This is a genomic window from Pandoraea sp. B-6 (genome assembly GCF_000282835.1).
GTDB lineage: Bacteria > Pseudomonadota > Gammaproteobacteria > Burkholderiales > Burkholderiaceae > Pandoraea > Pandoraea cepalis.
Window position 1 is genome coordinate 17,707 of record NZ_KB290527.1, and the last position, 12,654, is coordinate 30,360.

The following is a 12,654-nucleotide window of genomic DNA, read 5'->3' on the forward strand; positions in this document are numbered from 1 at the left end:
GCGTTCCTGCGCGAATGCGCCTTACATAGTTTGAATACGCGCGATCATTTCCGCGCCGAATTGCAGATACGCCTTCGCGCCACGCGATGCAGGATCGAAAACGACGCCTGGCATGCCGTAGCTCGGCGCTTCAGCGAGTCGCACATTGCGCGGAATGATCGCGTTGAATACCTTGTCTCCGAAGTGCTCCTTGAGCTGGTCCGAGACTTGTTGCTGCAGCGTGATGCGCGGATCGAACATCACGCGCAGCAGGCCGATCACCTGCAGGTCGCGGTTCAGATTCGCGTGCACTTGCTTGATCGTATTGACGAGATCCGACAACCCTTCGAGCGCGAAATATTCGCACTGCATCGGAATGATCACGCCGTGCGCCGCGCACAACCCGTTGAGGGTAAGCAGCGAGAGCGTGGGCGGGCAGTCGATGAGGATGAAATCGTACGCGTCGTCGACTTTGGCGAGCGCCAGCTTCAATCGGGTGTCGCGATTTTCGAGCGAGACGAGTTCCACGTCCGCACCCGCGAGTTCACGGTTCGCGGGCAGCACATCGTAACTCCCCGACTCCGAGCGCTGGCAACTCGCGACCACATCGGCACCGTCCACCAGCACTTCGTACACGCTTGATTCGAGAGCGGCTTTGTCGATGCCGCTGCCCATCGTCGCATTGCCCTGCGGATCGAGGTCGACCAACAGGACACGCTGCCCGTGCGACGCCAGTCCGGCAGCGAGGTTCACCGTGGTGGTCGTCTTGCCGACGCCGCCCTTCTGATTGGCCACGCAGAAAATTTTCGCCATGCCGATGTAGTCCTCCGAATGCTGCCGTGTTGATGCGATGGGTGCAGATCATGCCGGGCTGAAACCGGGGCCAATGCGCCGCGCCGCCAGCGACCGCCGACTGGCTGAGGCCCGGCGTGCGCGATTCGCTCCGTCCCGCAAATTCGATTACCTGAGTAAAGCTCAGTTATTACTTTCGCTGACCGGCGTCAGACGCGCCGGCGGGCGGTACTGCCGAGGCGCTCGCCTTTTGGGGCGTCAACACCAGTTTGTCAGTGTCGTAGCCCTGCTTGCGCAACTGGGCACGCATTTGATTCAGTGCGTTGTCGTCCATCGTCGGCGTTCGCGAGAGGACCCAGAGGTACTCGCGACTGGGCTCTCCGACAGCGGCAAACTGATAGTCGTCGTCGAGCACGATAACCCAGTAGTTCGCCCAAAGCCAGGGAATCCAGTGCAACCATTGCGGCGCGAACGTCACCTTGAAGCGGGCCGTGCCGGTGCCCTGCCCATCGGTGCGTGCCAGACCGGTATCGCTGACCCACGTACCATCGTCCTTGCGGCATCGGTTGGTGACTTCGATCCGCCCGTCCGGTCGCGCGGCATACTGCGCCGTCACGTCCGACACACATTTTCGCTCGAAGAAATTCGGATAGCGTGCTATTTCGTACCAGGTGCCGACGTAGCGCGCTTTGTCGATCTTCTGTACCGGCCGCACGCGTGTCGTCAGCGATTCTTGTCCGGATTGCCCCCAGGCGACCGCGGCAACCACCGAAAAACTGACCATGACGGCCCCTGCCCAGCGGGTCATCTTATTCATGCTGTTACCTTCACGCGAAGCAAATGACGCTCGGCGTCGAGAAATGGGACGTTCAGCGCCAGACGCTCAACCAGTGTGTAGCCGGTGGGCAGCGCGAGTTCGCTTTCTGACGCCACGCCTTTCATGGCCCAGAAGCTGCCATCGGGAGCCAGCAAGGCTCCCGCGAGGGTGACGAAATCGGTCAGCTCGGCAAAGGCGCGCGACACGATGGCGTCGAAAGGTGCGCTCACTTCTTTGCCAACAGCGAGTGACTCGACCCGGCCGGTCACGACCGTCAGATTGGTCAACTTGAATGTCGCGCGGGCCTGGGTGAGGAATGCTGTTTTTTTGTGCACGATGTCGTTGACCGTCACTTGCCAGTCGGGACGCACAATCGCGAGCACCACGCCGGGCAGCCCACCGCCTGAGCCCACGTCAAGCACACGTGAAATCGGCTCACGGTCAAGGCGCGGCAGAATGGAGAGCGAATCGAGCAGGTGCTTGACGACCATTTGGCGGGGTTCGCGGATGGAGGTCATCTGCAACGAGGCATTCCATTTCGCCAGCAACGCCTGGTAGTCGAGCAGGCACCGCTGTTGTTCTTCGCTGATGGACAGGCCAAGTTGCCGGATGCCGTCGGCCAAAAGCACAGCCAGGTCATTGCCGCCGTTGGCGGCGGAACGTCGCGGATCGGTCATGAGGGCTCCGCGTCAGGCTGCGTGTGCGTCGCCGTCATCGGCGGCAGCGGTCGCTTCCCCTGACGCGCGACGGCGTCCGAGCCCTTTCTTGAGGTGGATCATCAGCAGCGAGATCGCGGCGGGCGTCACGCCGGAGATACGCGATGCCTGACCCAATGTCTCAGGCCGCTGCGCCCCCAGCTTCTGGCGCACTTCGATCGATAGTCCGCGTACCTCGTTGTAGTCGATGTTGGCCGGCAGCACGGTGTTTTCGTTGGCTTCCTTGCGCACGATCTCGTCGGCCTGACGGTCGATGTAGCCCTGATACTTGGCGGCGATCTCGATCTGCTCACGAATCTGGTTCGCTTGCAGCGGATCGTCGGAGAGCGGTGTTTCGGCGGCAAGACGACCGCCCTGCACGGCCATGAGGGCGTCGTAGCCAACTTCCGGGCGACGCAGCAAATCGGCCAGCGAGTATTCATGGTCGATGGCTTTGCCGAGCAGCGGCACGGCATCTTCGGCCGGGAAGGTTTTCGGTGTCACCCACGTCGATTTGAGACGTTCTGTTTCACGTGAAACAGCGTCGCGTTTGCGGCAGAACGATTCCCAGCGCGTATCGTCGACGACACCGAGTTCGCGGCCGACTTCGGTCAGACGCATGTCGGCATTGTCTTCACGCAGCGACAGGCGATACTCGGCGCGGCTGGTGAACATGCGATAGGGTTCGGAGACGCCACGCGTAATCAGGTCGTCGACGAGCACGCCAAGGTACGCCTGATCGCGGCGCGGGCACCAGGCATCGCGGCCTTGTACTTGCAACGCGGCGTTGATGCCGGCGAGCAACCCTTGGGCGGCGGCCTCTTCGTAGCCCGTCGTTCCGTTGATCTGCCCCGCGAAGAAGAGCCCGGAGATGACGCGGGTTTCGAGCGAACTGCGCAGCCCACGGGGATCGAAGTAGTCGTATTCGATGGCATAGCCTGGGCGCAGGATGTAGGCATTCTCCATACCTTTCATCGAGCGGACGAGTTCGAGTTGTACGTCGAACGGCAGGCTGGTGGAGATGCCGTTGGGGTAGAACTCGTTGGTCGTGAGGCCTTCGGGTTCGAGGTAGATCTGGTGCGACGTCTTGTCGGCGAAGCGGTGAATCTTGTCTTCGATGGACGGACAATAGCGCGGACCGACGCCTTCGATAACGCCGGTGTACATGGGCGACCGGTCGAGTCCGCCGCGGATGATATCGTGGGTGCGTTCGTTGGTGTGGGTGACCCAGCACGGCACTTGGCGCGGATGCTGTTCGGGGCGGCCGAGAAACGAGAACACGGGAACGGGATCGAGGTCACCGGGCTGTTCTTCGAGAACGGAGAAGTCGATGGAACGGCCGTCGATGCGCGGCGGCGTACCGGTTTTCAACCGACCTTGCGGTAGTTTCAACTCTTTGAGGCGAGCGGACAGGCTGATGGCGGCCGGGTCTCCGGCGCGCCCGCCAACGTAGTTGTTCAGCCCGACGTGGATTTTGCCGTCGAGGAAGGTGCCGGCGGTGAGAACCACGGCGCGGGCGCGGAAACGCAGCCCCACTTGGGTGATGGCGCCTACGACACGTTCGCCTTCGACGATGAGGTCTTCGACGGCTTGCTGGAAGAGCCAAAGGTTAGGCTGATTCTCGAGGCGATGGCGGATAGCCTGCTTGTAGAGAATTCGGTCGGCTTGGGCACGGGTGGCGCGCACGGCCGGCCCTTTGGACGAATTCAGGATGCGAAACTGGATACCGCTCTCATCGGTCGCGGCGGCCATGGCCCCGCCCAGTGCATCGACCTCTTTGACGAGATGGCCTTTGCCGATCCCGCCGATGGAGGGATTGCAGCTCATCTGACCGAGGGTCTCGATGTTGTGGGTGAGCAGAAGCGTCTTACAGCCCATGCGGGCCGAGGCGAGCGCAGCCTCTGTGCCGGCATGGCCGCCACCCACTACGATCACGTCGAACTCGGTCGGATAAAGCATCGTCATCTTGCCGCGGACGGCAAACTCTCTGGATTCGGTAATGGCGGAATTATAGCGGTATTGCGGTGCATCATTTGTAACGGCTGAGGTGTTTCACGTGGAACGTTGGCAAAACGACGGTATTGGGGACGGTTTCACGTGAAACATCGTTGGGTTGGATGGGGGGACGCTTAGGTTATGAAGCGTGGCGAGGGCCTTCCTGCACCACCTCACCGTTGAATTCCATCCCTCGCTCTCGCCTGCCTCCGGGCAGCGGAGATCACCGGCGCCCCGACTGCGCTCCACTTGAAAGTCGCTCCGTCAGGGCACCGGCAATCTCCGCCAATCCATTGCCCCAGGACAACCATCGCCAGATCGTCACTCGATGTTTCACGTGAAACGTCGTTGAGCGGATTCGGCGGTTGCTTTAACTTTACCGCGACGTGAACGCAACACTGCAACACCCCACCCTTGAATTCCGCCCCCACCCTCACCTGCCTCCGGGCAGCGGAGATCACAGGCGCCCCGACTGCGCTCCACTTGAAAGTCGCTCCGTCAGGGCACCGGCAATCTCCGCCAATCCATTGCCCCAGGACAACCATCGCCGGATCGTCACTCGGTGTTTCACGTGAAACCTGGTCGGGTGGATTCGGCGGTTGCTTTGACGTTATCGCGACGTGAAGGCATGACTCCACCACCTCACTCTCAAATTCCACCGCCCCCCTTTTTCATCTCGGCGGCGCCAGCGGACTTCAATGGAGGACGCGGTTGAGAGATCGAACGCAATAGTAGTGAGATTGGCGGAGCCCTGACGGAGTAACTTTGAGGTGGAGCACAATCAGTGTGCCAACAATCAATGACCACTGCCCGGACGGATGAGAGCACGTCACCTGATTGCGGGGACGCGGCGTTTCTGCTTTCTTATTTTCCCTCACGCTCTACGTGAAAACCTCGGAAGCAAAAGCGACGCTACAAAATCGAAAGCGCCTCCTGGCATTGCACTTTGAAACCCGCATATCCACAGGTGCCCTCTTACCCCGCAAATCGCTTTCGGGAGTTTGCTTTTCTGTGGATAACCTCAAATGTCATTTCCTTGAGATTCTCGAAAATATCGCCAAACCCCTTATTGCGGCAGTGCGCCATGGATTTTGCAGCGCTGCAAATATCCACAAGCAACTGTGAATAACTGAGTCCACCGGTGCAGTGTATGGCGCCCCTCATTTCTTCAAAAAAATAGGGGCAGATAACAGTCACCGACGGGTGCCGGTCAACCTCCGAAAATGAAAAAGCCCGCCAAAGTGGCGGGCTCTCCGGGGGTACCAACGCGACAAGCGACGCCCTTCAGGCAGCCTTCTTCGCCAGCCCCAGATACGTTTCGATGACTTTAGGATTGTTGGCCAGTTCTTGCGCCGGGCCTTCCAACGCGAGTTCGCCCGTCTCGATGACGTAGCCGTAATCGGCCACCTGCAACGCCGCGCGAGCGTTCTGTTCGATCAGCAGCGTGGCCACACCGGTGTTACGCAAGTCGCTGATGATGTGGAAGATTTCCTTGACGATCAGTGGCGCCAGCCCGAGGCTGGGCTCGTCAAGCATCAGCAATTGCGGCTTGGCCATCAATGCACGGCCCACCGCGAGCATTTGGCGCTCACCGCCTGACAAGGTCCCCGCTTGCTGCTTCTGGCGCTCTTTGAGACGCGGAAACAGGGCGTAGACGACTTCCATCTGGTCCAGGAAGTTCTTCTCCCCCGCCCGCTTGCGACGGTACGCCCCCAGCAACAGGTTGTCCTCGACGGTCATCGTCGAGAACAACTCCCGCTTTTCCGGAACCAGGCACATGCCGCGGGCCACGCGGGCTTCGATGCCCAGCGCCGACATCTCGTGACCGAGATACGCGACGCTCCCACGGCTGGAGCCGTTGTGCGGCAATGCCCCCATGATGGCGTTGAGCATGGACGACTTGCCCGCTCCGTTCGGACCGATCACGGTGACGATCTGGCCCGCCCCCACCCGCAGATGCGCACCGTGCACCGCTTCGACTTTGCCGTACGCCACGGCGAGGTCCTTGACCTCCAGAATCGCGTCTGCCATCACTCCACTCCTCCCAGGTACGCTTCGAGCACTGCCGGGTTCTTCTGCACGTCTTCGGGCAGGCCTTCGGCGATCTTGGTACCGAACTCCATCACGACGAGGTGATCGGTCAGGTTCATCACGAAGTCCATGTCGTGCTCGACCAGCAGCACGCTCATCCCTTCGTCCTTGAGCTTCTTGAGCAAATCGGCCAGCGCCTGCTTCTCTTTGTAGCGCAGGCCGGCTGCCGGCTCGTCGAGCAACAGCAACGTGGGATCGCACGCCAATGCGCGTGCAATTTCCAGAATACGCTGCTGGCCCAACGCGAGACTGCCCGCCTCGTCATACATGTGCGCGCCGAGACCCACACGCTCGATCTGCCGCTTGGCTTCGTACAGCAACATGGCTTCTTCCTGACGATCAAGACGCAGCACGCTGGACCACACGCCGCCCTGGGGACGTCGACGCAGCCCGTTCTTGTCTCGCAGATAGGCGCCAATCGCAACGTTCTCGAGCACGCTCATCTGCGGCATCAAGCGCACGTGCTGGAATGTACGGCCAATACCGCGCTTGACGATCTCGCGCGACGGCAGCCGGTCGATTCGCTCGCCGAGGAAGGAGATCTCGCCGCGGGTGGCCTGCAGCACGCCGGTCACGAGGTTGAACGTGGTCGACTTGCCCGCGCCGTTCGGCCCGATCAGCCCCACGATCTCGCCTGCTTTGACCTGGAAGGAGACGTCGTTGACCGCTACGAGGCCGCCGAACTCCTTGCGCGCCTTGTCCAGCGTCAGCACCACTTCGCCAACCGCCGGCTTGGCACGATGCCCCAGCGGATCCGCTTGCTCCGGCGCCTTCGCGACACGACGCGCCGGGAAGATCTTGCCGAAGAAGGGCCACACGCCGTCGCGCGCATATTGCAGCAGCAGCACCAGCAACACGCCAAAGACGATGGTCTCGAAGTTGCCGTTCGCACCCAACAGCATCGGCAGGATGTTCTGGAGGTAGTCCTTGAGCACGGTCAGGATCGCGGCGCCGAGCACCGCGCCCCACACATGCGAGACGCCCCCCACCACGGCCATGAACAGGTATTCGATGCCGTGGTTCAGGTTGAACGGCGTCGGGTTCACGGCGCGTTGCAAATGCGCGTACAACCAGCCCGAGATGGCGGCGAGCACGGCGGCGTACACGAACACGACCACTTTCATCCACGCAGTGTTCACGCCCATCGCCTCGGCCATCACGCCACCGCCCTTGAGCGCACGAATCGCGCGGCCAGGACGCGAATCAAGCAGGTTCTTGACCGATACCACCGCCAGCACCACAACGATCCAGATCAGGTAGTACATCTGACGCCCGCTCGCCAATTCCTTGCCGAAGAGGCTGATCGTCGGGATATCGTTCAGACCGTCGTACTTGCCCAGGAACTCCAGGTTGCCGAACAGGTAGTACAGCGCCAGGCCCCATGCAATCGTGCCCAGCGGCAGGAAGTGGCCCGACAGGCGCATGGTGATCGCGCCAATGACGAGCGCTGCCGCCGCGGTGATGATCACCCCGACGATCAGGCCGAGCCACGGCGACGCGCCATAGGCAGTCGTCAGGTAGGCGGTCGCATAGGCGCCCAGACCGACGAATGCCGCCTGTCCGAACGACGTCATGCCCGCCACGCCCGTCAACAGCACGAGACCAATGGCCACAATGCTGTATAGACCGATGTAGTTGAGCAGCGTTACCCAGTACTCAGGCAAACGCACGGGTGCAGGCAGCACCGGCAACACGGCCAGCACCACCAGGAAAATCAGGAAGTATTTGTTTTTCATTCTGTGGTCCGCCCCGGCTTATTCCTCGTCTTCTTCCACATGCTTGCTTGTGAGCGACAGCCACAGCAGCACGGGAAGGATCAGCGTGAAGACGATGACCTCTTTGTACGCACTCGCCCAGAACGACGAGTACGACTCCAACAGGCCGACCAGAATGGCGCCCAGCGCCGCAACCGGATAACTCACCAGACCGCCGATGATCGCGCCCACGAAGCCCTTGAGGCCGATCAGGAAGCCCGACTCGTAATAGATCGTCGTGATCGGTGCGATCAGGATGCCGCACAGCACGCCCAGCACGGCCGCCAGCGTGAACGCCAGACGCCCCGCCTGCACCGTGCCGATGCCCACGAGCCGCGCGCCCAGCCGGTTCACGGCCGTCGCACGCAACGCCTTGCCCGAGAGCGAACGGTCGAAGTAGAAGTACAACGCCAGGATCATCACGACCGAGACACCCAACACCCACAGGCTCTGGCCAGACACCATGACGGAGCCGATGTTGAAGTTGGCGTCGGAGAACGCCTGCGTGCGCGAGCCTTCCGCCCCGAACATCACGAGCCCCAGCCCCGTCAGCGCGAAGTGCACGCCCACGGAGACGATCAGCAGCAACAGCGTGCTCGCCTCCGCCAGCGGCTGGTACGCGAGACGATAGAGCATCGGCCCCATCGGCACGACGAGCAACATCGTGAGCGCGATTTGGACGAGCATCGGCAGATTCATCGGTGCCAACGCCCTGACGACGAAGAACGCGGCAATCGGAAACACCAGGTACTTGCCCGCAAGCGTCGGCACCAAGCGCCCCGCCAGCTTGCGACGCTCGCTGTGACGCAAGACGCCCGCCGTCTCCACGACGAACGTACATACGCCCATCGCCACAAGCATCCAGCTCGTCAGCGGAAACTTCTGGGTTTGCAGTGCCGCCAGCGTAAGCGCGCCATACGACACGAACTCGCCCTGCGGAATGAAGATGACGCGAGTGACGGAGAACACCAGCACCAGTGCCAATGCCAGCAAGGCATAAATCGCACCCGTGGTGATGCCGTCCTGCGCCAGGATGGCTGCAATCGAAAGATCCATGCTCCTCTCACTTCGTTTGAGTACTTCTTGAGCCGACTGGCGAGACAGCCGGTGTGATGCACGGCGCAGCGCGCTGCCACCCCGTTCCCCTTCATATCCCTACGCCCCCACGGTCCCCGTGTGACAGCGCACAGAATTATGTATTGTATAAATCATTATGCATTGGTAAAACTCGGGCGACTACTGAGTCATCGACGTCTTTCGAGTGACGTCGCTGCCTGCCATGTCGTCCTCGCCACCCGCGCCGGGCATGCACCGGCCATCCTCGCAATGCCAGGCGTCCCGAAAACGGTCATTCCGCCACCTTCCGGCGGCGACGCGGCTTGTCCGGCAGCGATGGCGCAGCGGCCAGCACCTCCGGCGGCAGGGCCTCGCGCACGACGTCGAGCAGCCGGTAGATCTCGGCGAGCGTGTCTCGCCCGACCTTGTCTTCCAGATAGCGATAGCGCGCCTCGACCAGCGGACCGAGCTTTTTGCATAGTGCGCGGCTCGATGGCGTAAGCGACACCATCACGCGACGCTGATCGACTGCCATCCGACGGCGAATGATGAGGCCCGACGCCTCCATGCGCTCCAGCATGCCGGACAGGCTCGGGCTGAGGATGCAGCACTCCCGTGCGACCTGCCCGATTTCCATTTCCCCGGATTGGCTATCGTTGACGGCCCTTATCACACGCCATTGTTGTTCCGTGATGTCGTAACGATTGAGCAAGGGTCGGAACAGCCCCATTGCCGCTTCCCGCGTCTGTAACAACACCAACGATAGGTTGCGGTGTTCGAATTCACCCGTCATGGATTTACGCTCGAAAGGATCGGCCGGCCAGCCCCCCGGCGGCGGCGATCAGGTTGGGACAATGCGGCCTCTCAGGTGCCGCTCGCAAACGCATGTCCTGCCGTCTCTTTGCGAAGCGCGAAACTACCACGCTCAAAAAAAACGGGCGCGAACGCCCGTTCTTCTGGCCCGGTCGGTCCAACCGGGCGCCGATACCGCAGATCCATCGGAGGTGACAGCGGGGCATGCCTGTGAGCTATAGGCAGCCCCGGCGCCCATCAGTTCGCCAATTTCCACTTGCCGTTGACGATTTCCACCATCACGCGCGAGCGCTGGTCCAGGCCGTTGTGGTCCTTCGCGCTCATGTTGAAGATGCCCGCGGTGCCCGGCATGTCCTTGACGTTCTCCAGGGCCTCGCGCAATGCCGCGCGGAACTCGGCCGTGCCCGGCTTGGCCTTCTTCAGCGCAACGGGAATGGCCCGCTGCAGCAACAGACCGGCGTCCCAGGCGTGACCGCCGAAGGTCGAGATGGAGCCCGCGCCGTATGCCTTTTCATACACGACCTTGTAGGCAGCGGCCGACTTCTTCACCGGATTGTCGGCAGGCAGTTGGTCGACGACGAGCAGCGGGCCCGCCGGCAGGTACGTGCCGTCGCAATCCTTGCCGCAAACGCGCAGGAAGTCGTTGTTGGCGACACCGTGGGTCTGATACAGCTTGCCCTTGTAGCCGCGCTCCTTGAGCGTGCGCTGCGGCAGCGCTGCCGGCGTACCTGAACCAGCGATCAGCACGGCATCCGGATTGGCCGCCATGATCTTGAGGACCTGGCCCGTGACCGACGTGTCGGCACGATTGAAGCGCTCATTGGCCACGACCTTGATCTTGTTCAGATCGGCAGCCTTCTGGAACTCCTTGTGCCAGCCTTCGCCGTAGGCGTCGGAGAAGCCGATGAACGCGACCGTCTTCACGCCGTTGTCGGCCATGTGCTTGGCAATGGCGGTGGCCATCAGAATGTCGTTCTGCGGGGTCTTGAACGACCAGGCGCGCTTGGCGTCCACCGGTTCGACAATGGCAGCGCCCGCGGCCATCGAGATCATCGGGGTCTGCGTCTCTGCCGCCACGTCGACCATCGCCAGGGAGTTCGGCGTGACCGTCGAGCCGAGCACGGCGTCAACGTGGTCTTCGCTGATCAGCTTGCGCATGTTCTTGACGGCCGTCGTGGTGTCGGTCGCGTCGTCGAGCAGGATGTACTGCACCGACTGGCCGCCGATCGTCTTGGGCAGCAGCGAAATGGTGTTCTTCTCGGGAATGCCCAGCGAAGCCGCCGGACCGGTCGCCGACAGCGACACGCCAATCTTCACCTGGGCGCTCGCAACGCCCGTAGCCAGCATCATCGCCGACGCCACGCACAGCAACTTCAGTTTCATTTGGGTCTCCTCGCAAAAATTTTGAATTCGTTGTTCTGACCATTGTTGAACCCGCCGGCCCGATATTAACCGACCGCGCAGTCGGCAAATTGTCGCTCATCTTACGGGCACCGGCGCCTTCTCGTAAAGTGCGGTTTCCCCACCTGTGGCTTCAACCGCAAAGGCTTACGTCCGAACGGCGCCGGGCGCCGCCTTCACCACCGATGCCGCACTTGCGCACGCGCGATGCTGTCCGGTCTCCCGTCAGCCGCGAAGCAATGCGTCATAGCCGGTCTTCACGATCAGCACGGCGAGCACACACAGGAACATGCGTCGCACGAAACCCACGCCGCGCTTGAGCGCGAGCCGGCTGCCCACCTGACTGCCCAGCACGTTCATGACCGCCATGCCGAGGCCAACCTGCCACGCAACGTGCCCGCCCATGCCAAACAGCCACAGCGCGGCCAGGTTGGTCGCCACGTTCACGATCTTCGCCGACGCCGAGGCGTTGACGAAATCCTGACCAAACAGGCGGACAAACAGGAAGACGAGGAAGCTGCCCGTGCCGGGGCCGAAGAAACCGTCGTAGAAGCCGATGGCGCCGCCCACGGCGATCGCCATGAGGGTCACCCCCGCCCCACCTGTCACAGGGGCGTGAACCGTCCCGAAATCCTTCTTGCGCAGGGTGTAGATTGCCACGCCGGTCAGCACGAACGGCAGCAGCTTGCGAAGCACGTCGGCCGGCACATGGGAGACGGCGTACGCACCCCAAAACGAAAACACGAAGGCGGCGACGGTGGCCGGCAGCACAATGGCCCAGCGCAGTTGAATGCCGCGCGCGTAGCGCAGCGCAGCCGATGCCGTGCCCCAGATACCGGCCAGCTTGTTGGTACCGAACAGCAACGGCGGCGCCGCGTTCGGGAAAACGGCGAAAAGCGTCGGTACGGAGATCAGCCCGCCACCTCCGACCACCGCATCGACCAGACCGGCCACAAACGCCCCGACCGCGAGCATCAGCCAATCGGTCAGCGCCCCACTCGTCAACATCCGTCCCCCCTATCGGCAAACAGGTGTTTTTCGGGACGTGCTCCGATCGCCGCGAGGACACGCCGGACATGGGCGCGCAAAAGTGCTGATGGAGGAACGTGAGGGGGGCGGGGCATGCGACCAGGACTGTCGGGGGACGAGAATCGGGCTTCTGCGGATGACGGCCCCGCACTGCGGCGAAGCCCAATATAAAAAGCGCTGTTGGAGTTTTCTCCAACAGCGCTTCCTTTTTGGCGGTGCGCGTTATCGCGCT

The 12,654-nt window shown here is 62.0% G+C and carries 10 protein-coding genes; all 10 read right to left on the minus strand.

Going from position 1 to position 12,654, the window contains the following annotated elements; genetic code table 11:
- Window positions 1-21: 21 nt before the first annotated feature.
- Window positions 22-792: a ParA family protein gene (locus A985_RS0112940; RefSeq protein WP_017233825.1), complete on the minus strand. Its 771-nt coding sequence runs from the start codon at window positions 790-792 to the stop codon at window positions 22-24.
- A gap of 169 nt (window positions 793-961) precedes the next feature.
- The gene (locus tag A985_RS0112945; RefSeq protein ID WP_017233826.1) at window positions 962-1,588 is read right to left on the minus strand and encodes a lipocalin family protein; all 627 of its coding nucleotides are present in this window, start codon (window positions 1,586-1,588) and stop codon (window positions 962-964) included.
- The gene (gene rsmG / locus A985_RS0112950; protein ID WP_017233827.1) at window positions 1,585-2,265 is read right to left on the minus strand and encodes a 16S rRNA (guanine(527)-N(7))-methyltransferase RsmG; all 681 of its coding nucleotides are present in this window, start codon (window positions 2,263-2,265) and stop codon (window positions 1,585-1,587) included. Before rsmG ends, A985_RS0112945 begins: the two co-directional genes overlap by 4 nt.
- A 12-nt stretch (window positions 2,266-2,277) precedes the next feature.
- Window positions 2,278-4,242 (minus strand): tRNA uridine-5-carboxymethylaminomethyl(34) synthesis enzyme MnmG, encoded by a 1,965-nt coding sequence (mnmG, locus tag A985_RS0112955; protein ID WP_026131931.1) that lies wholly within the window; start codon window positions 4,240-4,242, stop codon window positions 2,278-2,280.
- A gap of 1,320 nt (window positions 4,243-5,562) precedes the next feature.
- The gene (locus A985_RS0112960; RefSeq protein WP_017233829.1) at window positions 5,563-6,309 is read right to left on the minus strand and encodes an ABC transporter ATP-binding protein; all 747 of its coding nucleotides are present in this window, start codon (window positions 6,307-6,309) and stop codon (window positions 5,563-5,565) included.
- The gene (locus A985_RS25405; protein WP_017233830.1) at window positions 6,309-8,105 is read right to left on the minus strand and encodes an ATP-binding cassette domain-containing protein; all 1,797 of its coding nucleotides are present in this window, start codon (window positions 8,103-8,105) and stop codon (window positions 6,309-6,311) included. The genes A985_RS0112960 and A985_RS25405 overlap by 1 nt, the downstream gene beginning before the upstream one ends.
- Window positions 8,106-8,123: 18 nt before the next feature.
- Complete coding sequence (locus tag A985_RS0112970; RefSeq protein ID WP_017233831.1) at window positions 8,124-9,179, minus strand: branched-chain amino acid ABC transporter permease; 1,056 nt, start codon at window positions 9,177-9,179, stop codon at window positions 8,124-8,126.
- Window positions 9,180-9,471: 292 nt separating this feature from the next.
- Window positions 9,472-9,972 carry a homoprotocatechuate degradation operon regulator HpaR gene (gene hpaR, locus A985_RS0112975; protein ID WP_017233832.1) on the minus strand — a complete coding sequence of 167 codons (501 nt, stop codon included), beginning with the start codon at window positions 9,970-9,972 and terminating at the stop codon, window positions 9,472-9,474.
- 257 nt (window positions 9,973-10,229) lie between these two features.
- A complete protein-coding gene (locus A985_RS0112980; RefSeq protein ID WP_017233833.1) occupies window positions 10,230-11,375 on the minus strand; it encodes an ABC transporter substrate-binding protein in 1,146 nt (381 codons plus the stop codon).
- A gap of 243 nt (window positions 11,376-11,618) precedes the next feature.
- Window positions 11,619-12,401 carry a TSUP family transporter gene (locus tag A985_RS0112985; RefSeq protein WP_017233834.1) on the minus strand — a complete coding sequence of 261 codons (783 nt, stop codon included), beginning with the start codon at window positions 12,399-12,401 and terminating at the stop codon, window positions 11,619-11,621.
- Window positions 12,402-12,654 lie beyond the last annotated feature (253 nt).

Coding starts and splice junctions, on each gene's coding strand:
- A985_RS0112940 (WP_017233825.1), bottom strand. CDS start 792: ATGGCGAAAATTTTCTGCGTGGCCAATCAGAAGGGCGGCGTCGGCAAG.
- A985_RS0112945 (WP_017233826.1), bottom strand. CDS start 1,588: ATGAATAAGATGACCCGCTGGGCAGGGGCCGTCATGGTCAGTTTTTCG.
- rsmG (WP_017233827.1), bottom strand. CDS start 2,265: ATGACCGATCCGCGACGTTCCGCCGCCAACGGCGGCAATGACCTGGCT.
- mnmG (WP_026131931.1), bottom strand. CDS start 4,242: ATGCTTTATCCGACCGAGTTCGACGTGATCGTAGTGGGTGGCGGCCAT.
- A985_RS0112960 (WP_017233829.1), bottom strand. CDS start 6,309: ATGGCAGACGCGATTCTGGAGGTCAAGGACCTCGCCGTGGCGTACGGC.
- A985_RS25405 (WP_017233830.1), bottom strand. CDS start 8,105: ATGAAAAACAAATACTTCCTGATTTTCCTGGTGGTGCTGGCCGTGTTG.
- A985_RS0112970 (WP_017233831.1), bottom strand. CDS start 9,179: ATGGATCTTTCGATTGCAGCCATCCTGGCGCAGGACGGCATCACCACG.
- hpaR (WP_017233832.1), bottom strand. CDS start 9,972: ATGACGGGTGAATTCGAACACCGCAACCTATCGTTGGTGTTGTTACAG.
- A985_RS0112980 (WP_017233833.1), bottom strand. CDS start 11,375: ATGAAACTGAAGTTGCTGTGCGTGGCGTCGGCGATGATGCTGGCTACG.
- A985_RS0112985 (WP_017233834.1), bottom strand. CDS start 12,401: ATGTTGACGAGTGGGGCGCTGACCGATTGGCTGATGCTCGCGGTCGGG.